The 26,951-nt window shown below is 33.4% G+C and carries 25 protein-coding genes; 13 read left to right on the top strand and 12 right to left on the bottom strand.

What is annotated here, in order from left to right; genetic code table 11:
* The first annotated feature begins 86 nt into the window (after positions 1 to 86).
* Genes HNV08_RS15305 through HNV08_RS15290 form a run of 4 tightly spaced genes read left to right on the top strand, consistent with a single transcriptional unit; the run spans position 87 to position 3,760 of the window.
* The gene (locus HNV08_RS15305) at positions 87 to 995 is read left to right on the top strand and encodes a MerR family transcriptional regulator (protein WP_173282235.1); all 909 of its coding nucleotides are present in this window, start codon (positions 87 to 89) and stop codon (positions 993 to 995) included.
* Positions 988 to 2,448: a phytoene desaturase family protein gene (locus HNV08_RS15300; RefSeq protein ID WP_173282234.1), complete on the top strand. Its 1,461-nt coding sequence runs from the start codon at positions 988 to 990 to the stop codon at positions 2,446 to 2,448. The genes HNV08_RS15305 and HNV08_RS15300 overlap by 8 nt, the downstream gene beginning before the upstream one ends.
* 10 nt (positions 2,449 to 2,458) lie before the next feature.
* Complete coding sequence (locus tag HNV08_RS15295; RefSeq protein WP_173282233.1) at positions 2,459 to 3,298, top strand: phytoene/squalene synthase family protein; 840 nt, start codon at positions 2,459 to 2,461, stop codon at positions 3,296 to 3,298.
* 15 nt (positions 3,299 to 3,313) lie between these two features.
* A complete protein-coding gene (locus HNV08_RS15290) occupies positions 3,314 to 3,760 on the top strand; it encodes a sterol desaturase family protein (protein ID WP_173282232.1) in 447 nt (148 codons plus the stop codon).
* A 1-nt stretch (position 3,761) separates the two neighbouring features.
* Here the strand turns inward: HNV08_RS15290 and HNV08_RS15285 are convergent, their stop codons facing one another.
* The 9 genes from HNV08_RS15285 to HNV08_RS15245 all read right to left on the bottom strand — a co-directional run bounded on the left by HNV08_RS15285 (position 3,762) and on the right by HNV08_RS15245 (position 16,933).
* The gene (locus HNV08_RS15285) at positions 3,762 to 4,331 is read right to left on the bottom strand and encodes a TlpA family protein disulfide reductase (protein WP_173282231.1); all 570 of its coding nucleotides are present in this window, start codon (positions 4,329 to 4,331) and stop codon (positions 3,762 to 3,764) included.
* An 80-nt stretch (positions 4,332 to 4,411) separates the two neighbouring features.
* Positions 4,412 to 5,290, bottom strand: coding sequence for an anti-sigma factor (locus HNV08_RS15280; RefSeq protein ID WP_173282230.1), 879 nt, complete (start codon positions 5,288 to 5,290; stop codon positions 4,412 to 4,414).
* A gap of 66 nt (positions 5,291 to 5,356) precedes the next feature.
* Positions 5,357 to 6,028, bottom strand: a complete 672-nt coding sequence (locus tag HNV08_RS15275) for a Crp/Fnr family transcriptional regulator (protein WP_173282229.1) — start codon at positions 6,026 to 6,028, stop codon at positions 5,357 to 5,359.
* 110 nt (positions 6,029 to 6,138) lie between these two features.
* Entirely contained in the window at positions 6,139 to 8,406 is a 2,268-nt protein-coding gene (locus tag HNV08_RS15270) for an aconitate hydratase (RefSeq protein ID WP_173282228.1), read from the bottom strand.
* Positions 8,407 to 8,614: 208 nt separating this feature from the next.
* Positions 8,615 to 11,389 carry a bifunctional aconitate hydratase 2/2-methylisocitrate dehydratase gene (locus HNV08_RS15265; RefSeq protein WP_173282227.1) on the bottom strand — a complete coding sequence of 925 codons (2,775 nt, stop codon included), beginning with the start codon at positions 11,387 to 11,389 and terminating at the stop codon, positions 8,615 to 8,617.
* A gap of 369 nt (positions 11,390 to 11,758) precedes the next feature.
* Complete coding sequence (locus HNV08_RS15260) at positions 11,759 to 12,712, bottom strand: AAA family ATPase (RefSeq protein ID WP_173282226.1); 954 nt, start codon at positions 12,710 to 12,712, stop codon at positions 11,759 to 11,761.
* A 6-nt stretch (positions 12,713 to 12,718) separates the two neighbouring features.
* Positions 12,719 to 14,173, bottom strand: coding sequence for a peptidylprolyl isomerase (locus tag HNV08_RS15255; RefSeq protein WP_173282225.1), 1,455 nt, complete (start codon positions 14,171 to 14,173; stop codon positions 12,719 to 12,721).
* Positions 14,121 to 14,972: a peptidyl-prolyl cis-trans isomerase gene (locus HNV08_RS15250; RefSeq protein ID WP_241697242.1), complete on the bottom strand. Its 852-nt coding sequence runs from the start codon at positions 14,970 to 14,972 to the stop codon at positions 14,121 to 14,123. The genes HNV08_RS15255 and HNV08_RS15250 overlap by 53 nt, the downstream gene beginning before the upstream one ends.
* Positions 14,973 to 14,983: 11 nt before the next feature.
* Entirely contained in the window at positions 14,984 to 16,933 is a 1,950-nt protein-coding gene (locus HNV08_RS15245) for a peptidylprolyl isomerase (RefSeq protein WP_173282224.1), read from the bottom strand.
* Positions 16,934 to 17,185: 252 nt separating this feature from the next.
* Between HNV08_RS15245 and HNV08_RS15240 the strand changes: the two genes are divergently transcribed.
* Positions 17,186 to 17,644, top strand: coding sequence for an SRPBCC family protein (locus HNV08_RS15240; protein ID WP_173282223.1), 459 nt, complete (start codon positions 17,186 to 17,188; stop codon positions 17,642 to 17,644).
* A gap of 15 nt (positions 17,645 to 17,659) precedes the next feature.
* Positions 17,660 to 17,899: a hypothetical protein gene (locus HNV08_RS15235; RefSeq protein WP_173282222.1), complete on the top strand. Its 240-nt coding sequence runs from the start codon at positions 17,660 to 17,662 to the stop codon at positions 17,897 to 17,899.
* Between the two features lie 3 nt (positions 17,900 to 17,902).
* On the opposite strand, the gene HNV08_RS15230 is transcribed toward HNV08_RS15235, so the two are convergent.
* Positions 17,903 to 19,045 carry a lycopene cyclase family protein gene (locus HNV08_RS15230; protein WP_173282221.1) on the bottom strand — a complete coding sequence of 381 codons (1,143 nt, stop codon included), beginning with the start codon at positions 19,043 to 19,045 and terminating at the stop codon, positions 17,903 to 17,905.
* A 139-nt stretch (positions 19,046 to 19,184) separates the two neighbouring features.
* Here HNV08_RS15230 and HNV08_RS15225 point away from each other — a divergent pair, with 139 nt between their 5' ends.
* A complete protein-coding gene (locus tag HNV08_RS15225; RefSeq protein ID WP_173282220.1) occupies positions 19,185 to 19,955 on the top strand; it encodes an SOS response-associated peptidase in 771 nt (256 codons plus the stop codon).
* Positions 19,956 to 20,072: 117 nt separating this feature from the next.
* Positions 20,073 to 20,858 carry a hypothetical protein gene (locus HNV08_RS15220; protein ID WP_173282219.1) on the top strand — a complete coding sequence of 262 codons (786 nt, stop codon included), beginning with the start codon at positions 20,073 to 20,075 and terminating at the stop codon, positions 20,856 to 20,858.
* A gap of 1 nt (position 20,859) precedes the next feature.
* On the opposite strand, the gene trhA is transcribed toward HNV08_RS15220, so the two are convergent.
* Both trhA and HNV08_RS15210 read right to left on the bottom strand, forming a co-directional pair.
* Positions 20,860 to 21,486, bottom strand: coding sequence for a PAQR family membrane homeostasis protein TrhA (gene trhA / locus HNV08_RS15215; protein ID WP_173282218.1), 627 nt, complete (start codon positions 21,484 to 21,486; stop codon positions 20,860 to 20,862).
* On the bottom strand, positions 21,470 to 22,189 hold the full coding sequence (locus tag HNV08_RS15210) for a DUF4294 domain-containing protein (protein WP_173282217.1): 720 nt from the start codon (positions 22,187 to 22,189) through the stop codon (positions 21,470 to 21,472). Before HNV08_RS15210 ends, trhA begins: the two co-directional genes overlap by 17 nt.
* 125 nt (positions 22,190 to 22,314) lie before the next feature.
* On the opposite strand from HNV08_RS15210, the gene HNV08_RS15205 reads away from it, so the two are divergent.
* From HNV08_RS15205 to accC, 5 genes are all read left to right on the top strand, one after another.
* The gene (locus tag HNV08_RS15205; protein WP_173282216.1) at positions 22,315 to 23,403 is read left to right on the top strand and encodes a M42 family metallopeptidase; all 1,089 of its coding nucleotides are present in this window, start codon (positions 22,315 to 22,317) and stop codon (positions 23,401 to 23,403) included.
* 51 nt (positions 23,404 to 23,454) lie between these two features.
* Positions 23,455 to 24,012: an NUDIX hydrolase gene (locus tag HNV08_RS15200; RefSeq protein WP_173282215.1), complete on the top strand. Its 558-nt coding sequence runs from the start codon at positions 23,455 to 23,457 to the stop codon at positions 24,010 to 24,012.
* A complete protein-coding gene (locus tag HNV08_RS15195; protein ID WP_173282214.1) occupies positions 24,009 to 24,683 on the top strand; it encodes a PrsW family intramembrane metalloprotease in 675 nt (224 codons plus the stop codon). Before HNV08_RS15200 ends, HNV08_RS15195 begins: the two co-directional genes overlap by 4 nt.
* 137 nt (positions 24,684 to 24,820) lie before the next feature.
* Entirely contained in the window at positions 24,821 to 25,297 is a 477-nt protein-coding gene (locus tag HNV08_RS15190) for an acetyl-CoA carboxylase biotin carboxyl carrier protein subunit (protein ID WP_173282213.1), read from the top strand.
* A gap of 1 nt (position 25,298) precedes the next feature.
* On the top strand, positions 25,299 to 26,738 hold the full coding sequence (accC, locus tag HNV08_RS15185; protein ID WP_173282212.1) for an acetyl-CoA carboxylase biotin carboxylase subunit: 1,440 nt from the start codon (positions 25,299 to 25,301) through the stop codon (positions 26,736 to 26,738).
* Positions 26,739 to 26,951: the final 213 nt, after the last annotated feature.

Here is a 26,951-nt window from a genome sequence, read left to right as displayed (position 1 = left end):
TTAACAACTTCAATACTTAAAATTGGGCTAAATTGAGTTTTGTATTATTTTAAATTGTATTTTTGTTTAATATTTTACCAAAATAAATGAACAAAATAAAAAATCAATTTAGCATAAAGGATCTTGAAAATCTAACAGGTATCAAAGCACACACTATTAGAATATGGGAAAAACGATACAATCTTTTAGAACCCAAACGTACAGATACTAACATTAGATATTACGACTTAAAAAACTTTAAAAAGTTACTTAATGTAAGTTACCTTAATAGCAGTGGCTACAAGATTTCTAAAATTAGCAATATTTCTGATGAAGACATATTGCAATTAGTGAAAGAAACCGCTACAAAAAACGATTCTGATAATTATGCAGTCAATGCTTTAAAATTAGCCATGCTAAATTTTGACCAAATTCAATTTTATAAGGTTTACGATTCCCTTTTAGAAGACAAGCCATTTCATAAAATATTTTATGACGTTTTTATTCCTTTACTTTCTAATATAGGCGTGCTATGGCAAACAGATACAATCACACCTGCGCACGAGCATTTTATTTCCTCATTAATAAAACAAAAAATAATCTTAAATACGGAAAAAGCAGCTGCTAATAGAAACCAGGAATTGCAAGACACTTTCGTTTTGTTTTTACCAGATAATGAAATACACGAAATTGGGTTAATGTTTATCCATTACGAATTAACGCAACTTGGTTATCAATCTATATTTTTAGGGCCAAGCGTTCCTATGGACAACTTAACAGATCTTCAGAATTATTATAACAATATTACCTATATATCTTACTTCACAATAAAACCAGATCCAGAAAATTTACGTAGTTATTTAGATACGTTTCACGAAGTCGTTTTAAAGCCTTCTCAATCTAAATTGTGGGTATTAGGACAAATCATTTCAGAAGTAGATATCAATGATTTACCAAAAACTATAACAACCTTTAAAACTATAAAATCACTTAGCAGAACAATAACCAATGCATAAAACGGTTTCCATAATAGGCTCAGGGTTTTCGGCCTTATCAGCATCTTGTTATCTCGCACAAGCTGGTTTTTCCGTTTCTATTTATGAAAAAAACCAAACCGTTGGAGGGCGAGCAAGGCAATTAAAAAAAGAGGGATTTACCTTTGACATGGGTCCAAGCTGGTACTGGATGCCAGATATTTTTGATAAATTTTTTAGTGATTTTGGTAAAAAAACAAGTGACTTTTACGAACTAAACAAATTGAGTCCGGCCTATAAAATTTTCTTTTCAGATGATGTGATTACCATAGGAGATCATATGGATAAAATCTGTAAAGAATTTGAACGTATCGAATCAGGAAGCTCTAAACCGTTAAGAAAATTTATTCAAAAAGCCCAAGATCACTATAATATTGCGATTAATAAAGTGGTTTTAAAACCAGGCCTTTCGCCTTTTGAACTCGTCACTAAAGACACCATAACACGTTTAGATCAGTTTTACAAAACTATTAGTACTGAGGTTAGAAAAAACTTTAAAAACCCTAAACTAATTTCAACCTTAGAATTTCCTGTGTTATTCTTAGGAGCTAAACCAAGTAAAACACCATCCTTTTATAGCTTTATGAATTTTGCTGACTTTGGTTTAGGCACATGGCATCCTAAAGGAGGTATGTACCAAATTGTAAATGCAATGAAAAACCTAGCAATGAGTTTGGGCGTAAATATATATACAAACCATAATGTTGAAAAAATCAATGTCCAAGGAAAAAAAACTAAAAGTATCACAGTCAATGGAAAAATAATACCTTCTGATATTGTTTTAACTGGTGCAGATTACCACCATTCTGAAACCCTTTTAGCGCCTAATCACCGACAATATTCTGAATCATATTGGAACAGTAGAACATTTGCACCTTCTTCTCTACTTTTTTATGTGGCTTTTAAAAAGAAATTACAAAACATAGAACATCACAATTTATTCTTTGACACTGATTTTGAAAAACATGCAGAAGCTATTTATGATCATCCTAAATGGCCTAACGACCCTTTGTTTTATGTTAACTTTCCGTCTGTAACTGACAATAGCATGGCACCACAAGACTGTGAAACCGGCTTTTTTCTTGTGCCCATTGCTCCTGGACTAGAAGACTCCTCAGAATTAAGAGAACACTATTTTAAAATAATTATTAAGCGGTTTGAAAACCAAACCCAACAAAAAGTTCAAGATCATATTCTTTTTAAAGAATCCTATTGCGTTAATGACTTTAAAGAAGATTACAACTCCTTTAAAGGCAATGCATATGGTATGGCTAATACATTAATGCAAACCGCATTTTTAAGACCAAAACTGAAAAGCAAAAAAGTAGACCACCTCTATTTCACAGGGCAACTTACCGTTCCTGGACCAGGTGTACCTCCTGCTTTAATTTCAGGAAAATTAGTCGCAGAACTCATAAAAAAAAACGAAATTTAATTTAGCACGTATGAAATCAATTTTTGACAATGTCTCTAGAACATGTAGTAAGATGGTAACCAATGCGTATAGCACGTCTTTCTCGTTAGCAACGAAAATGCTATCAGATTCAATAAGACAAGATATTTATAACATTTATGGTTTCGTTAGATTTGCCGATGAAATCGTAGATTCATTTTACGATTACGATAAAGAAAACCTCTTTAATAAATTTGAACACGATCTCAAATTAGCGCTTGAAGATAAAATTAGCTTAAATCCAATATTAAACGCTTTTCAAGACACATTCCATACTTATCAAATAGATGAACACCTCGTTGATTCCTTTATGAAAAGTATGCGATTAGATTTATACAAAAACAATTATTTAACGCAACAAGAGTTTAAAGCGTATATTTATGGCTCTGCAGATGTTGTTGGTCTAATGTGCCTCAAAGTATTTGTAAAGGGTAATAATGACAAGTATGAAGAATTAAAAGATTCGGCAATGCGATTAGGTTCTGCTTTTCAAAAAGTCAATTTTTTACGCGATTTAAAAGCTGATTTTGAAGATTTAAATAGGTCTTACTTTCCTAATACAGATTTGAGTCAGCTTAACGAAGTTTCTAAAAAAGCAATCATTGCAGAAATTGAAGAAGATTTTGCTCAAGGTTTAAAGGGCATTAAAAAACTACCTTTAGAAGCACGTTTTGGTGTGTTTATGGCTTACAGGTATTATAATAAGCTTTTAGATAAACTCAAAAAAACACCAGCTGTACAAATAAAATCGACAAGAATAAGAGTCGCAAATTATAAAAAATTTGAACTGCTAACACGTAGTTACGTTAAATATCAATTAAATTTAATATAAAAATATTAAGCTATTATGCAAAGTCTCTTTTGGATCCTAATATTCTTTGGTACATTTTTTATTATGGAGTTTAATGCATGGTTTACTCACAAATACATTATGCATGGCTTTTTATGGCATTTACATAAAGATCATCATCAAAAAGATCATGACAGCTGGTTTGAGCGTAACGACGCTTTTTTTATTTTCTATGCTATAATTAGCATTATATGTTTTTATTTATGGAGTTATGAGTCCATTTGGTACACCTTACCAATAGGTTTAGGCATTTTAGCATATGGTATCGCTTATTTTGTAGTACATGATATATTTATACATCAACGTTTTAAGTTACTTAGAAATATTGATAATAAATACGCTAGAGGCTTAAGACGTGCGCATAAAATTCATCATAAACATTTAGGAAAACATAAAGGTGAAAACTTCGGAATGTTAATTGTGCCCTTTAAATACTTTAAATAACTCATTCTTTCAGTAGCTCGTCGAGTTGTGTTTTTACAGTCTCACTATTCCAATTCACAGCACCTGTTTTATCTACTATAATGGCGCCACTTTTGTCAATCACTAAAGTTCGTGGAATTGATGTTGTTTTTAATTCTTTTGGCCCATGAGATTTCCGAATGTAAACAGGAAATGTATACTTTGATTCTGCTTTAAAACTATTAATGGTTTCAACAGATTCATTTGTGATAAATAAAAACGCTACCTCATGACCATATTGCTCGTACAACTTTTGTAAACTCGACATCTCTGCAATACATGGAGGACACCATGTCGCCCAAAAATTAATTACTGTTACCTTACCTTTTACATAATTAAGGTTATAAAGACTAAGGTCCTCTTTCACAAGTTCCCAATTATAATCTTCTATCTTAACTCTATCTGATTTTGATACAGGTTCTACCGTATTAAAAATTGAGATGCCTTTATGCACAATAATTTGAATAAATTGTCTCGTTTGCGGAATCAACAATAACAGAATTAGTAAAAGGAATACAAAATTTATGATTTTGCTTTTTAAGCCTTTACTCATATTTATACTATATTAATTAAAAAAAGCGTAATCCCAAATTAATGAAATTACGCTTCCAATCTAACAAATTATTAATTAATTTAATTTCTCGTCACAACGCCTGTAAGTGTTGCTATTGGACCAGTACCCAATGCAATTGGCGCATGTACTGCAGCATCACTTGGTACCATACCTGCTAACGGCTTTAAAGTAAATGGCGCAGCACTATTATCAGGACTAGGCTCTACTGATATTACAATAGTAGACCCTCTTAAATCTGTTGGAAATGTGAATCCATCTGGCGCATTTTGTAAATAATCTTCCCCAGGATATGCAGGTCCATCACTAGTATCTCCTTTAAACACTGATGTTGACGCATTATCATCTGCCGCTGAAGGATCTGTAAATGTTCCTGTACTAATTGGAGTACCATCTAAAACTACCCAACCTTCATAAACCCAACCTTCCGTTAGAGTCGGTAAATTTAATCCTGTTACTGCACTGCCGCTAGAGTTGTCTAAAAACCAAACACCACTTTCTTCATTTGTATCGTCTGCATCTGTTGGTGTTGCTAAAATATAAGTACCTGTTGAAGCACTAAAATTAGCCACAATACCATTAGAATCTACAGTAGCAGAACTACCTGTGAAATCACCAGCTAATATTTTTGTGTCTGCTGGAGCAGGATCACTATCTACTGCTGGTTCAATTGACAAAACAAATGTAGTTGCACTGTTTAATTGTTCCGTGTCTACTTCAAAAGTTTGAGGAAATACAACACTACTAAACGTACCTGTTGATACTGGAGCGCCATCTACGATAATCCATCCTTCATAAACATAGTCATCTCCTAAAGCCTCTAAACCATCAAGACTAAGAACTAAGTTAGAATTAGAATTACTCGTGTTGTCATCATCACTACTGCACGAACTGGCAAAAATACCTAATGCCAAGGCCGCTAAAATCATTTTTTTTTTCATTGCTTTTTATTTTTGTTTCCTCAAAAATATAAAAGCCCAAAAACTTAAAATGTTAGGTAGCTAACATTAAGCTGATTTTTTTAAGATTCTTATTTCTTTTCTGTTAAAATCTAAATAATTTTCTTCTTTTAACTCGTTTAAAAGAATATTAATCGTAGGTCTAGAGGTACCAATTAACACCGCAATATCTTTTTGCGTGTAAGGATGTCTTATAACTTGATCGCCTGTTTTTTCACAGTTTTTCCCAAAATCCGCACATAATTCTAAAAGAAATTCCACAAGTCTTGTTTTTGTGTCTTTAAATAACAATAGCTGTAATCTACGCTCTAATTTTTTAAATTTATAACCTATGAATTTATGGACTTTAAAACTAAACGCTTGATTTTTTTTCATTAAATCCTGCATCGTTGTTGCTCCAATTTCACAAATAGAAGTGTCATTATCTACAGATTGAGCAAATTCATCTCTTTTTTCATCACCTAAGATGGCTTTTTCTCCAAACAATTCTCCTTTAGTTAAAATTGCTTTTACAATTTCATCTCCAGCTTCGGTATAATATCCAATTTTTACTTTACCTCGTTCTATTAAGTATAACTTATTAGCCGCATCAGCTTCAAAATAGATATAATCTTGCTTATTATAGCTACAAGGACTATGTTCACTCTTAAATTCGTTGTATTTATGAGGACACAGCACCTTGAATAGGTTGACGTCATCAAAAAACCATAAAGACTTCATTTCATTTAAGTTTAATTGTTAGCTAGGGATTATGTCGTATAACGACTATTGAACTTACAAAAAAAAGCCCTTGATTTCTCAAGGGCTTCATTCTCACATTTTAAAATTAGTTAAGCGTTTTCTTTCTTTATTAAATTTAATGCAGAACCTTCATTATACCAATCAATTTGCGCTTGATTATAGGTATGGTTTAATGCTATCAAATCTTTAGTTCCATCTGAATGTACAACCTCTACATGCAATTGTTTGTTAGGTGCAAATTCATTTAAATCTGTAAAATTAAAGGTATCATCCTCTTGGATTAAATCATAATCGGCTTCGTTGTCAAAGGTTAGCCCTAACATACCTTGTTTTTTTAGATTTGTTTCATGTATACGTGCAAAGGATTTAACAATTACAGCAACAACACCAAGATGTCTTGGCTCCATTGCCGCATGTTCTCTAGACGAGCCCTCTCCATAATTATGATCACCTACAACTATAGATTTTACGCCTGCTGCTTTATATGCTCTCGCTGTATCTGGCACGCCTCCAAAATCGCCATTTAACTGATTTTTTACAAAATTAGTTTTCTTTCCAAAGGCATTAACTGCGCCAATTAAACAGTTGTTAGAAATATTATCTAAATGCCCTCTAAAACGCAACCAAGGTCCTGCCATAGAAATATGATCCGTTGTACACTTTCCAAAAGCTTTTATTAACAACTTTGCACCTTTTATTTCATTTCCAATTGGCTCAAAGGGTGTTAATAATTGTAAACGTTCGGATGTTGGACTAACCGCTACCTCTACACCACTTCCATCTGCAACGGGTGCTAGGTAACCATTGTCTTTTACTTCAAAACCTTTTGGTGGCAACTCCCATCCTGTTGGTTCTGTAAACATCACTTCTTCTCCATTTTCATTAATTAAAGCATCTGTTAATGGGTTAAAGTCTAAACGACCAGCAATAGCTATGGCAGCTGTAATTTCTGGCGACGCTACAAAGGCATGAGTATTGGGATTTCCATCTGCTCGTTTCGCAAAATTTCTATTAAATGAATGTACTATACTATTTTTAGGTGCATTTTTAGGATCGTTATATCTTGCCCATTGACCAATACATGGCCCACAAGCATTCGTAAAAATTTTAGCATCTAACCTTTCAAAAATCCCCAAAATACCGTCTCTTTCTGCCGTGTATCTCACTTGCTCTGAACCTGGATTTATTCCTAATTCTGCTTTCATGACCAGTCCTTTATCAATAGCCTGTTGCGCAATAGAAGATGCTCGCGATAAATCTTCATAAGACGAATTGGTACAAGACCCAATTAATCCCCATTCTACTTGAATTGGCCAACCATTTGCTTTTGCTTTTTCAGTCATTTCACTACCGACCACTGTTGATAAATCTGGAGTAAATGGTCCATTTAACAATGGGCCTAACTCTGATAAATTGATCTCTATAACCTGATCAAAATAGTCTTCAGGATGTGCATAAACTTCAGCATCTCCTGTTAAATAGGATTTAATCTTATTGGCTTCATCAGCGATATCAGCTCTATCTGTAGAACGTAAGTAACGTTCCATGGATTCATCGTAACCAAAAGTGGACGTCGTGGCTCCAATTTCTGCACCCATGTTACAAATAGTTCCTTTACCTGTACAAGACATTGATGTTGCTCCTGGTCCAAAATACTCTACTATAGCATCTGTTCCTCCTTTTACGGTAAGAATTTCTGCCACTTTTAGAATCACATCCTTTGGCGCAGTCCAGCCAGATAATTTACCTGTTAATTTAACGCCAATTAATTTAGGAAATTTTAATTCCCAAGCCATACCTGCCATAACATCTACAGCATCTGCTCCTCCTACACCAATGGCAACCATTCCTAACCCTCCTGCATTTACAGTGTGAGAATCTGTACCTATCATCATACCACCAGGAAATGCATAATTTTCTAGTACGACCTGATGAATTATTCCAGCTCCAGGTTTCCAAAATCCAATTCCATATTTATTAGACACAGATTCCAAAAAATTAAAAACTTCACTACTTGTGCTATTCGCATGTTTTAAATCTTTTGCAGCGCCTTCCTTAGCTTGTATTAAGTGGTCACAATGTACCGTTGTTGGCACTGCTACTTTTGACTTACCTGCCTGCATAAATTGCAATAAAGCCATTTGCGCTGTAGCATCTTGACACGCCACTCGGTCTGGTGCAAAATCAACATAGTCTTTGCCTCGTGAAAATGCTTTATTTGGCATATCATCCCATAAATGTGAATATAAAATCTTTTCAGAGAGGGTTAACGGTTTACCGACAAGTTTTCTAGCCGCATCTACGCGATCTGTCATTTTGCTGTAAACGTCTTTAATCATGTCTATATTAAATGCCATAGTCTTCTTTGTTTTATATTTATTCTACTAATATACAAAATGAAGACTGACTTTAAAAGTCAATACAATACTTATAATTTGATAGTGTTATAAGTTTTATCAATGACAATTTTATTAATTCAATAAAAAAAAGACTAATTTAAATGGTTAACAAAAAAAAGTCCAGATCTAAGATCTGGACTTTTTAGTTACTATATATAGATTGGTTTTATCTTACCAATTGTTTTGTAGATGGCTTAAACTTTGTTAAGACTATGCCTTCTACGGCCACTTCATATTCTTCCATCGTTGGTGTTCTCCCTAAAATTGTAGATAAGACTACCACTGGAGTTGATGATAATAAAGATTCACCTTTTTTCTCTCCTGAATCTTTTACAACACGACCTTGGAATAAACGTGTAGAGGTTGCCATAACTGTATCTCCTGGTTCTGCTTTTTCTTGGTTACCCATACAAAGGTTACACCCTGGACGTTCTAAATACAACATGTTTTCGTATTTGGTACGCGCTAACCCTTTTGGTGCGCTATCGTCAAACTCGAAACCTGAGTATTTTTGCAATACTTCCCAGTCGCCTTCTTCTTTTAACTCGTCTACAATGTTATATGTTGGAGGTGCTACAACTAAAGGTGCTTTAAATTCTACCTTACCTTGTTGTGCCTCAATATTCTTTAACATTTGAGCTAATATTTTCATATCGCCTTTATGAACCATACAAGATCCTACAAAACCTAAATCTACTTTTTTAGTTCCGCCATAGTAAGATAACGGACGAATAGTATCGTGTGTGTAACGTTTAGAAACATCTTCGTTATTTACATCAGGATCAGCTATCATTGGCTCAACAATTTCATCTAAATCGATAAGCACTTCCGCATGATATTTTGCATTCGCATCTGGTCTTAATGATGGTTTAATACCTGTTTTAAGCTCTGTAATACGAGTTTCTGCTTTATCTACAAGACCTTTAAGTACTTGTTTTGCATTATCCATTCCTTTATCGATCATGATTTGGATACGCCCTTTTGCAATCTCTAAAGATTCGATAAGTGTTTCATCTTCTGAAATACAGATTGAAGCTTTTGCTTTCATCTCTGCAGTCCAATCTGTAAATGTAAAGGCTTGATCTGCAGTTAATGTACCTATATGCACTTCAATTACACGACCTTGGAATACGTTTTCGCCACCAAATTGCTTAAGCATTTGTTGTTGTGTAGCGTGTACCACATCACGGAAATCCATATATGGTTTCATTTCGCCTTTAAAGGTTACTTTTACCGATTCCGGAATTGGCATACTTGCCTCTCCTGTTGCTAATGCTAAAGCTACTGTACCAGAATCTGCTCCAAAAGCAACACCTTTAGACATACGTGTATGCGAATCGCCACCAATAATGATGTCCCAATCACCTACTGTAATATCGTTAAGTACTTTATGAATAACATCCGTCATTGGAAAATACTTTCCTTTTGGATCACGACCAGTAATTAAACCAAAATCGTTCATAAACTGCATTAACCTTGGAATGTTAGCTTTAGATTTATCATCCCAAACTGAAGCCGTATGACAACCTGATTGATATGCGCCATCTACAATTGGAGAAATTACCGTTGCAGCCATCATCTCTAATTCTTGAGACGTCATTAAGCCTGTAGTATCTTGAGATCCTACAATATTAACTTCTGCACGTACATAAGAACCTGCATGAAGCGTAGCTCCTGAAGTTCCTACTGCATTTTTATTGAATATTTTTTCTACGGCAGTTAAACCTTGTCCTTCTATAGATACTTCTTTTGAAGGTGCATACACTTGAGGTACATCTATACCTAACACCTTACATGCAAATGTTTGTAATTTTTTACCGAAAACAACAGCGTAAGAACCTCCTGCTTTCATAAACTCCATTTTTTGTGGTGTAAATGCTGCAGAAATATCTTTTAATTCTGTATCGCCATTATATAATTTTTTCTCTTTTGTATTAATAGTAAGTACAGTACCAGTTGCAACCGAATACACTTCTTTTAAGATTGGTTCGCCATCTTCATCAACGATAGTCTCTCCTGCTGCATCTTTTTGTTGAACCCAGTTTTTAAGGTCTAAACCAATACCACCTGTTACACCAACGGTTGTTAAAAATATTGGAGCAATTCCATTGGTACCTGCAATTACAGGAGCAATATTAATAAACGGTACATATGGACTCGAAGAAATACCTGTCCATAACGCTACATTATTAACACCAGACATTCTTGAAGATCCTACACCCATTGTGCCCTTTTCTGCAATTAGCATCACACGTTTATCTGGATGTTGTTCCTTTAACGCTAATACTTCTTTTTGCATCTCCTTATTATGCTCAAAAATACATTGACCGTGTAATTCACGATCTGATCTTGAGTGTGCATCACCACCTGGAGATAATAAATCTGTTGATATATCACCTACACCAGCAATGTATGTTACGACTTCAATTTCCTCTTCTATATCTGGTAGTTTTGTAAAGAACTCTGCTTGCGCATAACTTTCAATAATATCTTTAGCGATATCACTTCCGTTCTTTAGAGCTTCTTCTAAACGATCTGTATCTGCCTCGTAAAGAAACACTTGTGTTTTTAACACTTTAGCCGCTTGTTTTGCAAGATCTAGATCATCACCTAGTGCGATATCTAACAACACTTTAATAGAAGGGCCACCTTTCATATGTGATAATTGCTCAAAAGCAAACTCAGTTGAAATTTCTGGAACTAAAGATTCACCTAAAATGATTTCTTTTAAAAACTTTGCTTTAACAACAGCAGCACTTGTAGTACCTGGCAAAACATTATAAATAAAAAAGTTAAGAGACTGCTCTCTATACTCATTATTTGTGTCTTTAATTTGCTCAATAATTGCGCTTAATAAATCTGCACCATCTATTGGCTTAGGATGAAGACCTAATTCTTTTCTGTCTTCAATTTCCTTAAGATAATCTTTATAAATGTTCATATACGTAGGGTTATTTTTTTAGTCACGTTATTTTTAAAAGGTTACAAATTTACAAATTTAAAAGAGGATTTAAAAATATGTAAGAAAATAGGAGTGCCAATAACAATATTATACAATTTGATAAAATTTAATACAATTAACTCAATTTATCACAAAAAAATATAGTTAATACCTAATAATTTAACAATTATTCAAATTTAGTATAGGTATGAATTTTATTTATTAAACTATAACCATTATAAATAATGAAAAATCACATTGTTCAAGGAAAAAGAGGCCTCCAATTTCTGCGACTACAACACATAGATAAACACGTCTATGTTGTACGCCATTGTCTAAACAAAAGCCGCATTAACATTAAAATTCGAATTAAAATAAGCTCTGAATAATTTTCTCGTCGGTAACACCTTCTGCTTCGGCCTTATAATTTTTAATGATTCTATGCCTTAGAATTCCAGTAGCTACTGCTTGAACATCTTCAATATCTGGAGAGAATTTTCCTTTTGTTGCAGCATGTGTTTTAGCAGCTAATATTAAATTTTGAGAAGCTCTAGGTCCTGCGCCCCAATCTACGAATTCTTTAACTATTTCTGCCGCTGTATGCTCTTTTGGTCTTGTTTTACCGACTAAGGACACTGCATACTCTATAACATTATCTGCTACAGGAATACGACGAATTACATTCTGAAATTCTATAATCTCTTGCTCTGTAAATAATGAGTTTACCGTCAATTTCACATCTGTCGTTGTGGCTTTTACCACATCTACTTCTTCTTGAAATGAGGGATACTCCAAATTAATAGCAAACATAAATCGGTCTAACTGTGCTTCTGGTAAAGGATATGTTCCTTCTTGCTCAATTGGGTTTTGAGTAGCTAAAACAAAATACGGTAAACTTAATTTGTATTGATGACCTGCAACCGTAACCGAACGTTCTTGCATAGCCTCTAATAAAGCCGCTTGTGTTTTGGGTGGTGTTCTATTGATTTCATCTGCTAAAATAATATTAGAAAAAATAGGCCCTTTTATAAATTTAAATTGTCTATTTTCATCTAATATTTCGCTACCTAAAATATCACTAGGCATTAAATCTGGTGTGAATTGTATACGTTTAAAATCTAATCCTAAAGCTTGGGCAATAGTATTAACCATTAATGTTTTAGCTAAACCAGGCACACCGACTAAAAGCGAATGACCTCCCGAAAAAATTGAAATTAAAATTTGGTTGACTACCTCATCTTGACCAATAATTACCTTTGCGACTTCGTCTTTAAGTGCGGCAAATTTCTTTACGAAATTTTCAATTTTTGAAACATCAGACATAGATTCTTATTTTTTTAACCAATTACTTTGAAAATCACATTCTCTGTACTCGCCATTAATTTTTATATACGTCTCCGCAATGGTTTCTTTTTGCCATTTCTCTACAGCTTTAATTTGCTTGTCTTGTAATGCCAAATTTTTAATTTTCAAATAATCCTTAGAAAAATCTGCTTCATGATCATCAATACGATCTGTGACTGTTAATATTTTAAATTTTATGGAGTTGACACGATCTTCATCTTGTAAAACCTCACTTATTTCACCATCTTTTAAATCTTGAATCTGAGCATATAATTCAGGCTCCATTCGTGTTAATTCAAAATTAAAATCTTGAGTCGTTGGGTTGGTTAATTGACCGCCTTCATATTTTGTTTCTTCTTCATCACTAAATTCTCTTGCGGCTTCAGCGAATGTTAATGTACCATCAACAATTTTTTCTCTTACCTTTTTAATTTCATCATTCGCTTTTCTAATAGCTTCTTGCGTTAATTCTGGTCGTAATAATATATGTCTTACATCATATTCCTGCCCTCTAACCTTCTCTAACAAAATAATATGATAACCAAAATCGGTTTCAAAAGGTTCTGAAATTTCGCCTTCTTGTAAGGAGAATGCAACATCTCTAAACTCTTTTACCATTCTTGGCCGCTTTCTATTTAAGGTATATTTACCGCCATCACGTTTTGATGCTGTATCTTCTGTATAAAACAATACCTTAGTGGTAAAACTAGAACCGTTTTCTTCAATGTCCTTTTTAAACCCTTTTAATTTTTCAATAACGGCTTGTTTTGCTTCTTCCGTAACTTCAGGGATCACAACAATTTGAGCTAACTTTAATTCTGTACCAAATGTTGGTCTTTCATCTTTAGGAATATTATTAAAAAACGTACGAACCTCCTCTGGTGTCACTTCTATATCTCCAGTTATTTTAGTTTGCATTTCTTGAGCGAGAAAATTATTCTTGTTAATCTCGTACATCTCATCTCTTAAGGCTTGTTCTGAATCTTTCTTGTAGTATTCTAACATTTTTGTGACATCACCATTTAATTGAGCCAAAATACCTTGAAATTGCTGATCTACTCGAGATTGAATCTGTAATTCATTAACAATAACACTATCTTGAATTGCTTGATGTGCATATAATTTACTTTCTAATAAACTTCCAAAAAGTTCGCATCTTGTAAACTCACTTAAATCTGCGCCTTGAGATTTTAACTGCTCAATTTCTCTATCTAAATCAGATTCTAATAGTATAAAATCACCTACTACAGCGGCAACACCATCAGCTTTTATACGTGTCTTTTTTACAACACTATCTTTAGCGTTTTCTACAACTGGTTTATTTTCATCAATTATTTCCTGGGCATTGATAAGGCTAACCGCTAAGAAGCAAACAACTAGTATTGCTTTATTTATAAATTTGGAATTGATTATTCTTAATAGCATCTTTTGTAATATCATTTTCGAGTTGCTTAATGAGCTCTAATTTTCTCTTGTTTATAACAATTTTTTTAATCGATGAATTCACATAATCCAAAGGTGCGTAATCGTTTTGCAATCGCACGTCATTAACTTGCATCAAATATAGGTTTATTGAATCTTTGAGTTGTAAATAATTAGATTTTTTTAACAGTTGATTTTTATTCGATTCATTTATAATCGGAATTTTCTCTGCGACATGGTTTAGCTTTACCCAAAGCGAATCATTTAACGCATACGATTTAAACTGTACCGAAATAGAATCTAAGTACCTCTTATCCTTTGGCTTAAATCGTTTAAACCTGTTTTTTATGGTATCTAAATCTACAGGATTTAATGGTAAACTAATGTATCTAAACTGAATTAAATTATCATTTAGCTTAAAGGATTCTTTGTTGGCTTCATAAAACAATTGCGACTCATTTGCTTGCACAACTGTATCTATATTTTTTATAACCAAACCTTCTAAATATGCTTTTGTAAATAGATCTATTTTATACTGCTCTACTAATTTTGAAAACCCATTCTGCTTTTCTTCAGACAAATTGACCAAAGCACCATCCATTAATAGTAATTGCCTTGCCCATTTATTTATATACGCATTTACCAACAAGGTACTATCTTCTTTAGAGGCTCCTTCTGGCACTACAGTCTTTATATCACTTTTATATAAGTACGACTCATTTACTCGCGCTATAGGCTCGAGGTCATCAGAGTTTTTAAAAAAATTACAGCTTATTAGAAAAAAGCTTATTAAAGATATGTAAATGGTTCGTTTCAATAAAAACAAGTTTAGTTCCCAATTTTAGATTTAATAGAATTTAATACGTCTTGATTAATCTCAACTTTATATCTGTTATATAATCCTTTAATCCAATTAGCTTCTATTTCATTTTGGTAATCATTAATAACATTTCCTTTGGCTTCTTCTAAGGTTTTTGGTCTAGCCGCTAGCACTTCTTTTACATTTATAATATGAAATGCTTCATTATGATTATTATACACCTTAGATAAACCTTGCTCTGCTATGAAATCTGAAGGCAATATAGAATTATCTAAATTATAAATCCCTTTTGTAAAAATCACACTGGTATTGTCCTTGGTATTTAAGGATTCTGTAATTTCAGTTTCTGACTTACCTTTTTTCATTAGTTTTCTCAATTTTTTTAAAATTGATTGGTCTGTGGTTGTTGCTATTTGCACATCAACGCGGTCATTCCATTGATAATTAGCTTTGTGCGAGTTGTAATAATTTTCTAAACCAACCGTATCTTTAGAAGCTTTATTCCAAAGTTCCTTTTCCATGAGATCAAATAACAAGAGTCCATCTCTGTATTCTTTTAGAATATTAGCGTAGTCTTCATTTTCAGTTTCTAAATTATCCTCTCTATATTTAAATATTGATGCTTCAAAGAAACTTTCAAACTCCTTATCAATAATACTTTCAAATGGCATTGTTTTACTTGCATATAAACGCTGTGCCGTCATTAAATGGTTACCAAACGCTAAATAGGTAAACTTTCTATCATTTATTGTAAATACCGCTTCTGCTTCTTTTAAATCTGATGGTAATTTCCAACTTCTATTATAAAAGTTTTCATTTAAAGCATTGACAAAATAGGCTTTAGCATCAGGATTATAATTGATTTTATAATTTTTCTTAAGCTTAGCCACCATAGCTTCATTTATTAACTTAGATCTTGAATCTCGCTTAACGCGTTTTACAAAAGAATCTTTAACATCTTCAAACGGTGGAACTGGCTCTAAATTTATACGCTTTACAATATGCCAACCGTAAGCTGTTTTAAATGGCTTACTGATTTCGTTATTATTTTTTAATCCAAAAGCCACATCTTCAAAAACCGTAGAACTTAATTGACCACTTTTAAAAGGTGTAATTTTCCCACCATTATTAGCCGAGCTCTTATCTTCAGAAAATTGCTTTGCCAAAGCCTCAAAACTTTCACCTTGATTTAGTTTTTGATAAATGGAATTAATACGCGTTTCAGGGTTTAATAAAGAATCTTTTTGTTTTGAATTTACCATGATATGTGCTGCAGAGATGGTACCACGCGACTCACGCTTATCCATAACATTGACCACATGGTAGCCAAACTGAGTTCTAAAGGGCATTGAAATTTCTCCAACTGGTGTATTAAAGGCTGCAGTTTCAAAATCGTAAACCATTTTGAAAGCAGAAAAATAGCCTAAGTCTTCGAGGAAAATAGTTTTACCATCATGCATTTTAGCCTTTACACTATCAAACCCTTCTTTTAACACGCGTTTTCTTAAGGCCAAAACCTGGTTGTATGCTGCTGTTGTATCTGCTGTTGTAGCATCTAATCTTACTAAAATATGAGATGCCTTTACATCTATTTTACTACGATCGTAAGCCTCTTTTACTAACGCATCAGTGACCTTATTTTCTGATAAATAATTTTTAATTAGTTGTTTTTTATATCGCGTAAACTCACGTTGATAATTTTTATCCTCATCAATTTTAAGGCGTTTAGCTTCATTTAGTTTTAACTGATATTCTGTAAATAATTTTAAATAACCATCAATATCTTTTTGGCTCTCATCTCTTACTAAATCTAAGTTTTTGTTATAAACTCTTAAAAATTCTGACGCCATTACTGGGTTGTCACCGACGGTAATTAATACCTCGTCTTTTTCTTGGGCAAACGATACATTAAACGCAAATAGTACTACAAGTAAACATTTAAATTTTATTGACTTCATGTAATTTTATCTTTAATCAGATTTTTTATGCATTATTTTTTTTCAAACTCAGCAAAAATAACATAAATAGGTTATTTAGCAAGATGAATAAAACGCAATATTGCACTATAATTGCTAATTTCGTAGTAAAAATCATACTAGTTTAACATCTCTTAAAGTTTAACGTTGATTTTAACAATAAAAACAATAAGAACGTCGATTAGTCCTAATAATTGTGAACACTTTTCTTAAATTTGTTTAAAATCCCTCGTAATGCAATACACCACTGAAATTCTTATAAAGAAACCAATTTCAGAAGTTATTAAGAAACTCGACTCTACGGAGAATCTTAAACATTGGCAAGATGGCTTGGTAAGTACCGAACATATTTCTGGCACTCCAAATGAATTAGGAGCGACCATGAAGTTGAACTATTGTTTTGGTAAACGTCACATGGAAATCATTGAAACCGTTACGAAACAAAACTTCCCAAATGAGTTTCATGCCTCTTATACAACTGTAGGTGTTAGAAATATTCAGGAAAATTATTTTAAGACTACAGAAGATAATTATACAAAATGGATTTCCATTAATGAGTTTCAGCCTACAAATTTTAAAATGAGTGCCATGTTATTTTTAATGCCAAGTGCTTTTAAAAAACAAACGCAAACCTATTTGAGAAATTTTAAAAACTTTGTAGAAAACGGAACTTCTATTCTAAAATCTGCTTAAATTCAATTAGAAAATATGAGGCAATTAAAATTGATTTGGGATTTTAAAGGATCTGTTGCTCAAAAAACGGCAGAACACCATGTTGTGCATTTAAAAGAATACGTTGCTCTAAATCAATTAGATATTTCTATTATTGATACAGAAACCATTAGCGACATGCATAGTTTAGCCTATTTGGTTGTTCTAGAATCTGAAATGAAACCTATTAGAGATGCCTTAAAACCGCATCGCGGACAGGTATATTCGTCAAATTAATTTTTACGATAAAAACCGTTTAAATACAGACTGTATGAAGCGTTGAGGCGGTACAGACAAAATGATTTTTAAATCATCTAACCATGTTGATTCTTCATCCAAAAATTTAAATATGGTTTTGATATTTACTTTCTTAAACATAGAACTAAATAACGCAGCTCCTTCTTCATTATAATTGGCTAAAACATCTAAAAAAATAAGATCATAAAACCAGAATTTAGTTTTTTTATGAAACTTAGACAGATCATTTTCTAACTTTAAAAAAGAGACCACTTCTTTCGTTTTTTTTGATGTACTATTAAAAGTATAACCCGTACTTGCTTTGGTCCATCCACCAGCTGTTCCTATATTTAAAATATGTTTAGAGTTTAAATTAGAAAACTTAAAAGCGGTCATAGGAATGTTTCCTTTTTCTTTTTCCGTAATCTTATAATTGTATATGCCTTTGTGCTCTAAATAAGCCTTTATACTATTTTCGTATTCTGTTAAAGGCAACACCTGTTTTGAAAACAAAGTATATTCGAACAACGCTCGCTTTTTATGAAGCGGTAAAACATACATAAAGCGTGTGTTTCCGTTTTGAGGGACAGAAAAATCCATAAATGTAGCTGTAGTATCATCAAACGTATCGTCTTCAACGTCTACAAACCATCCCACAAAATGCTGATGAATAAGTGGGTATTTCTGTTGTGACGTATACAGCTCAGAATTAGGCAAACTATTACATAATTTTAAACCTTTAAAATGGTCATTCTTTGCAACAACCTGTACACCATCATTTAATTCTGAAAAACTTAGAACATCATCCTCAACAAAAGTGATATGCGTTGTCTTTTGAAGCCGTTTCCATAAGGCCTTATAAAACGTTTCACTTCTAAGCATTTTATAGGTGTAAGGCGCTATTGGTATGGTTTTAGAAAAAGCATCACTACCAAAGTAAACGTTTGGCCAAGCTTTAGCTAATAAATGATCCCATTCACCAGAACCTTCTTCCCAGTAACACCAGGTTCTATCATTACCTTTGTCTTTAATTTTATCAATAATTAAAATCGACTTATCATCAAAGAAAGCATCATTTGCCATGCGATAAGCCAATAGCAAACCCGATGCTCCTGCGCCTAAAATAATATAATCGTATGTTACCAAGTCTTTGAGATAAATATTATTGTAAAATTAAACCATTTAATTATCATTAATTGCTACTAAATTTAACTTATTTGAGGTATATTATTCTCCAAAATGCTATTTTATTGGTTGGCGAACTAAATTTTTAAACCGAATTAAAATGTGTTATGATATTAAAGCAAGTATAGAAACCCAATTAAAAAGAGCTGAACGTAAAGGCGATCTATCTGCGGTTACAGAAATTCTTGAAAACCTAATACCATTTACTGATCTACCGCTTTTTCATGCTTCAGGATTTTCACATCCTGAACTATTAATATATACAAGTGACGCGCCAGAGTTCCCTAAAGTTGCTACTTGGGGATTAGTACCACATTGGGTAAAAAACCAAGAACAACAGCAAAAAACCTGGAATAGCACATTAAATGCACGCGCAGAAACTATTTTTGAAAAACCATCCTTTAAAGCCTCTGCACTTCATAAAAGATGCCTAATTTATATCGATGGTTTTTTTGAACACCATCAATACAACAAAAAAGTATATCCCTTTTTTATTCAAAGGCATAACCATAAATCAATGGCTTTAGCTGGTCTGTGGAGCGAATGGATAAACCCAGAACATGGTGGAAAATTAAATACTTTCTCTATCGTTACCACCAAGGGAAATTCTTTAATGTCTAAAATTCATAACAATCCAAAAATTAAAGAACCACGAATGCCCTTTATTTTAACTGATGACTTAGAGGAGCAATGGTTGCATTCTGAAAATGATATGCGCGATGCCTCTCGTCTTCAAAATCTTTTAAAATCTTACACCTTTGAGGACTTAAAAGCCCACACTGTAGAAAAATTACGAGGTAAAAACTATCTCGGTAATGTAGAAGAAACAGCCAATCCTGTCCTATATGAAGATTTAACTACAGATTTTTAAATAAAGCCATAATTTATAATCGTATCCTTCTGAAATAAAAGACTACATTTACTACCTTAATGGCTTTTAGATGATCTAAACCTTACCTAAATTCTTGAAAAAAATTAAGATCCATATATGCTTGACCCAACCAATCCTACTAAACATATAAAATTATATTCTCAAAGAACCATTGGCATTGCTAGTTTTATAGGGAGTCCACTAGCCGCTGGATATCTAATAAAAGAGAACTACAAAGCCTTAAACGAACCAGAAAAAGGAAATAAAGCTCTAGTTATTTCTATTGCTGCTACTATTTTTATATTTGTAAGTATGGTTTTATTGCCAGATGATATCATCAATAAAATTCCTAGAATGCTTATTCCTGCAGCTTATACAGGTCTAACCTATTTAATAGTAGATAAAATTCATGGCGCTATATTGCACAAACACTTAGAACAAAACAATAGTTTTTATTCCGGATGGCGCGCTGCTGGCATTGGTGTCATTGCTTTAATCATAATTAGTAGCGTTACACTAGTCATATTTTTTAGCCTACCAGAAAAAACCAATACTACTTATGACGCTGCGTTTGAAGAATTTTCTAAAAACGAAAAAGCCTCTCTGCTTTTCTATCAGCATTTAGAAACAAAGAACAATGCGTATCTCATTAACGAAATCGACAAGATTAGCATTCCAAAATGGGAAGCCAATATTGCAATCATACACAAAACTAACACCATTAAAGACTTACCCAAAGCATACATTGAACGTAATGAAAAATTACTAACCTATTCAGAATTAAGAATTGAAGCGTTTAAATTGTTTAAAAAAGCAATAACGTATGATACCGATAATTATGACGAAGACCTAAGACGCGTTCATAGTGAAATCGATGCCATTCTTGTAAGCATCAATGAATAGATCATATAACATATAAGTAAATCATCAAAAAATGACTAATAGCGCCTGCAAGCACAAATAAATGCCAAATAACATGATTAAATGGAATCTTTTGAATAGCATAAAAAATGATTCCAACGGTATAGAATAAACCGCCTGCAAACAGCCAAAAAACCCCTTCTTGTCCTATGGCTTTTGATACATTAGAAAAATCAAATACAATTAACCAACCCATTACTAAATATAATAAGGTAGAAAATAGCTCAAACTTACCTGTAAAAAATAGTTTTAAAATCACACCAAATAGGGCAATTCCCCAAACCAGCCAAAACAGTGTCCATCCCAAACTATTGGGCAAAGAAATAAGTAACACTGGTGTATAAGTACCTGCAATGAGCAGATATATACTAATATGATCTACGATTCTAAAGCGGTGTTTTTTCTTTTCATTTTCAACAGCATGATAACATGTTGATGCTGTAAATAAAATAATAATCGACAAACCATATACTATAACACTAAATAGATGCCAAGGTTGTGTATGGTCGGTTTTCACAATTAGAAAAAGTAATGCTAACAAACCCAAAAACGCACCTAAACCATGTGTCCAAGTGTTTAATTGTTCTTCTAGCTTAGTTTGAAGTCGCATCCTTTACATTATAGTTTTTAGTATCTAATTTCTTTCCTTTAGACCATTTAGATACACAAGCATAAAAATCTATATCAAACGCAGGCTCTTGTCTTTTTAGTCGTTCGTTCTGAAAAGCACGTTGTAAAATATCTTCTATTAAATAATCTTCCTCTTCATTAATAGGACTAAATTCTTTCTTTAAAGAGATATCAAATAAGCTTGCTGTACTATTAAACCAAAAGGCTCGCCAACCACTGCGCAGTTCTTTTATTAAATCAAAAGCGGTTTGGCCAGTTTGCCTATGTATTAATTTTACTAAAATCTGCCCTTCTGTTTTTGTCAATTTTTTTAACTCCGCAGAAAATTCATCTTCAATATATTTCTGAATAATTTTAGCGTAGCGTTTTTTATCACGTTTTCGTTCTAATTCGTTTAAACGTGCTTGCAATGCTTCTAAGCGTTCTGCTGCGAGCTTCGCATATGGATACACTTTTAAGGTTTTACGTCTAAGAATAATATAACGTATTCGCGCGGCTTTATCATCAAAATTTAAATTTGGTAAAACCAACACTTCCTTTAACTCCACAGACGTTACAGGCACAGAGTCGCCTTCAATAATCATGTATTGCACTTCCGTAGAATCTTGTTCTTGTTCTACAGGTGTTACTTGCGCAGATAAGACCGCAGAAAAACATAGGGCTATGTATATAAAAATCTTCATCCTTTTATTCTATGCTAAAATCATACCATAAGTGTAATTTTAAACCTATTCAAAATTAGTAATATTTACAATCTATAACCTTAAATTCGTATTAATATTATTATTTTTAAGGAAAATTAAATCGAATGGCTAAAAAACAATTATTGAATAAAAAGTCGATCAACTTTTTAGAAAAATACTTAAACAATGCCTCACCTACAGGTTATGAGTGGGAAGGGCAAAAAATTTGGATGGATTATTTAAAACCGTATGTCGATGAGTTTATCACAGACACGTATGGTACAGCAGTAGCGGTTATTAATCCGAAAGCAAAATATAAAGTTGTAATAGAAGGACATGCTGATGAAATTTCTTGGTATGTAAACTACATTTCAGACAATGGTTTATTGTATGTAATAAGAAATGGCGGAAGTGACCACCAAATTGCACCGAGTAAAATTGTCAATATCCATACTAAAAAAGGCATTGTAAAAGGAGTGTTTGGTTGGCCAGCAATCCATACGAGAAACCGAGCAAAAGAGCAGGCGCCAAAACCCGATAATATTTGCATAGATATTGGAGCAAAAGATAAGGACGAAGTAGAAAAAATGGGCGTTCACGTTGGTTGCGTTATTACGTATCCGGATGAATTTCACATTTTAAACAAAGACAAATTTGTATGTAGAGCTTTAGATAACCGAATGGGAGGATTTATGATTGCCGAAGTGGCACGTCTTCTCAAAGAAAACAAAAAAACCTTACCATTTGGCTTATATATCACAAATTCTGTACAAGAAGAAATAGGATTGCGTGGTGCTGAAATGATTACGGAGACCATTAAACCCAATGTGGCTATTGTTACTGACGTAACGCATGATACCACAACACCTATGATAGACCAAAAAGTACAAGGCTATGCCGAAATAGGAAAAGGTCCGGTTGTGGCTTATGCGCCTGCCGTACAACAAAAATTACGCGATTTAATTACCGACACCGCTGAAGACAAGAAAATTCCATTTCAGCGTGCTGCTTTATCTAGAGCGACAGGTACAGATACCGATGCTTTTGCGTACAGCAATGGTGGTGTCGCTTCTGCTTTAATATCTTTACCACTACGATATATGCATACCACTGTAGAAATGGTACATAAAGATGATGTAGAAAATGTTATCCGATTAATTTATGAAACCTTGCTCAAAATAGAAGACGGTGAAACATTCAGTTATTTTAAATAACATAATTATAGACCTGTTAGGTGCGACCCACTTAGCAGGTCTTTCTTATATATGGAAGAGATTCTAGACATTGTAGACAAAAACGGCAAACCAACCGGAAAAACGGCTTTAAAATCTGTCGCTCATGCCAACGGACTTTACCACAATACTATTCATTTGTGGCTATATACGTCTACAGGAGAAATTCTTTTACAACAACGTTCTCATAAGAAAATTATCTACCCTTTACTTTGGGACGTCTCCGTAGCAGGACATATCGATGCTGGTGAAACATTTATTGAAGCAGCAATACGTGAAACCCAAGAAGAAATTGGCCTACACCTGAAGCCGACAGATTTTAAACAAATTGGTGTTTTTCTGCACGAAACAAGCTACGCGAATAACACCATTCAAGACAATGAGTTTCATCAAGTTTTTATGGCGAAATTACAGATAGATTTACAAGATTTAACACTACAAGAAGAGGAAGTTGAAGCCGTTAAATTGGTTAGTTTTTCGGAATTTGACAGCTTACTAAAACACAGCAAAACCAATTCTCATTTTGTAACTAGTAATACGCCGTATTATAAATTTATATTAAATGCTATAAAAGAACATTATCAAATATGAATTTATTGTTATTAGCTGTTGCACCTGTTTTTAGTATCATTTTATATATTTATGTACAAGACAAACACGAGAAAGAACCAAGAGGCCTACTTATTTCTAGTTTTCTTTTAGGCGCTATTATCAGTATACTTATTGTATTTGGTTTATACTTTTTTACCAACCGATTTATTCCTATCACAGATCAATTTAGTATTTGGCAACAATTTATTCAGGCCTTTGTCGTGGTTGCCTTATCTGAAGAATTCAGTAAATACGCTATTGTCAAATATTTTGCACAGCCTAAAAAAGCATTTAACGAACCTTATGATGGTATCATTTATGCCGTCATGGTATCTATGGGTTTTGCGTGTACAGAAAACATTATGTACGTTATAGATGGAGGCTATGAAACCGCTATTCTTAGAGCATTCACAGCAGTACCTGCACATGCTACTTTTGGGATATTAATGGGCTATTACATGGGTAAAGCAAAATTTTCTAACAACCGATTAGTTCTTAATGTTACTGGACTATTGTTAGCAACACTCTTTCATGGTGCTTATGATTTTTTCTTGTTCATTAATTTTATTCCTGGAATTTCCATTGGCGCATTTATATCACTCGCAGTAGCCATTGTTCTTTCTAAAAAGGCCATAAAAAAACATCAGGATATTTCAAATTTTAAGCCGTAACAATTCATCACTCTGTACGTTTAAGAACATACCATATATAACATTATTTATGATATTCTCAAAATATCGTACATAAAATTATATTTTATTTGATGTTTTCGTTATAACTTAGCAATCCGATAAAATAAACACCGAGTATGTACAAAATAAAAGTCAACGCTACGGATACTTTTAAGCTATCAAAAGCTGATTTAGACACTCTAGATTGTGTAGAAACAGCAACAAACAAGTATCATATACTTCATGATAACACATCCATTAAGGCTGAAATTATAAAGTCTAATTTCAACAAGAAAAGTTACAGTATTAACGTAAATAACAGCACGTATAACGTTGTCATCCAGGACGCTCTAGACCAACAAATCGAAGCTTTAGGGTTTGAAATCGGAGCCTCAAAGCAAATTGATACTATTAATGCACCCATGCCAGGATTAATACTAGAAATTAATGTTTCTGAAGGGCAAGACGTAAAAGAAAATGATGCTTTATTAATATTAGAAGCCATGAAAATGGAAAATGTCATTAACTCACCTCGCGATGGTGTTATAAAATCCATCACCATTAATCAAGGTGACACCGTCGATAAAAATGCATTATTAATTGAGTTTGAATAGTATGAAAAAATTATTAGTTGCAAATAGAGGAGAAATTGCGATCCGTGTAATGCGTACTGCAAAAAATATGGGAATCAAAACGGTTGCCGTTTTCTCTGAGGTAGATAGAAACGCACCACATGTTAAATTTGCAGACCAAGCCGTTTGTATTGGTCCTGCTCCATCTAACGCATCCTACCTTTTAGGTCAAAAAATTATTGATGTTTCAAAAGCATTAAACGTAGATGCCATCCATCCAGGTTACGGGTTTTTAAGTGAAAACGCAGATTTTGCAGAATTATGTGAAGCACATAACATCATCTTCATAGGCCCTCGCTCTAAAGCCATTAGAGTTATGGGAAGTAAATTGGCAGCTAAAGAAACAGTTAAGGCTTATAATATCCCAATGGTTCCTGGTACTGATGAAGCAATAACAGACATTTCTGAAGCACAGCATATTGCGAAATCCATTGGTTTCCCTATTTTGATTAAAGCCTCTGCAGGTGGTGGCGGAAAAGGCATGCGTATTGTAAAACATGAATCTGAATTTAAATCGCAAATGGATAGAGCGATTAGTGAAGCCACCAATGCGTTTGGGGATGGCTCTGTTTTTATTGAAAAATATGTGGCCTCACCAAGACATATTGAAATTCAAATCATGGCAGATTCTCATGGCAATGTACTTCATTTGTTTGAGCGCGAATGTTCTATACAACGTCGTCATCAAAAAGTTGTAGAAGAAGCACCTTCTTCCGCACTTACTCCTGCATTGAGAGAAGAAATGGGCCAAGCTGCAATTAATGTCGCGCGTTCTTGCGATTATATTGGCGCCGGAACCGTAGAGTTTCTTTTAGACGAAAATTTAAATTTCTACTTTTTAGAAATGAATACAAGACTCCAAGTTGAGCACCCAGTTACGGAGTGGATTGCTGGTGTGGATCTGGTAGCACTTCAAATACAAGTCGCGAAAGGAGAAAAATTAAACATAACGCAAGACCAATTAAAAATTAATGGCCATGCCTTAGAACTTAGAGTCTATGCTGAAGATCCTATGAATGATTTTCTACCAAGTGTAGGAACACTAGATGTTTACAAACTCCCAGAAGGCAAAAACATAAGAGTAGATAACGGTTTTGAAGAAGGGATGGACATCCCAATATATTACGACCCAATGCTTTCAAAACTCATCACATATGGCAAAACACGAGAAGAAGCTATTGAATTAATGATCGAGGCCATTGACAATTACCATATAAAAGGGGTAGAAACCACCTTACCATTTGGTCGTTTTGTGTGCGAACATGACGCCTTTAGAAGCGGAACATTTGACACGCATTTTGTGAAGACCCACTACGCTCCTAACCTCTTAGAAAAGCAACAACAAATAGAAGCCAACATCGCAGCAAAACTCGCTTTGAAACACTATTTGGCAGAACAGAACATTTTACGTGTACCAGATTAGGGTAAAGAGTGTGAAGTATGAAGTATTAGGCATTAGGCATTAGGTGTTAGGTGTTAGGTAAAGAGTCAAGATTTTAGATTTTCGATACTAGATACCAGACACTAGACACTAGACACTAGACACTAGACACTAGACACTAGACACTAAATACTAGAAGTTCGTAATTCACATGATAATCATTACAGCTTATGTCATAGAAACGTCGCAAAAAAC

The sequence above is a fragment of the Winogradskyella eckloniae genome (assembly GCF_013249045.1).
GTDB lineage: Bacteria > Bacteroidota > Bacteroidia > Flavobacteriales > Flavobacteriaceae > Winogradskyella > Winogradskyella eckloniae.
The sequence above is the reverse complement of the archived record's forward strand: the minus strand, read 5'-3'. Positions and strand labels throughout refer to the sequence as shown.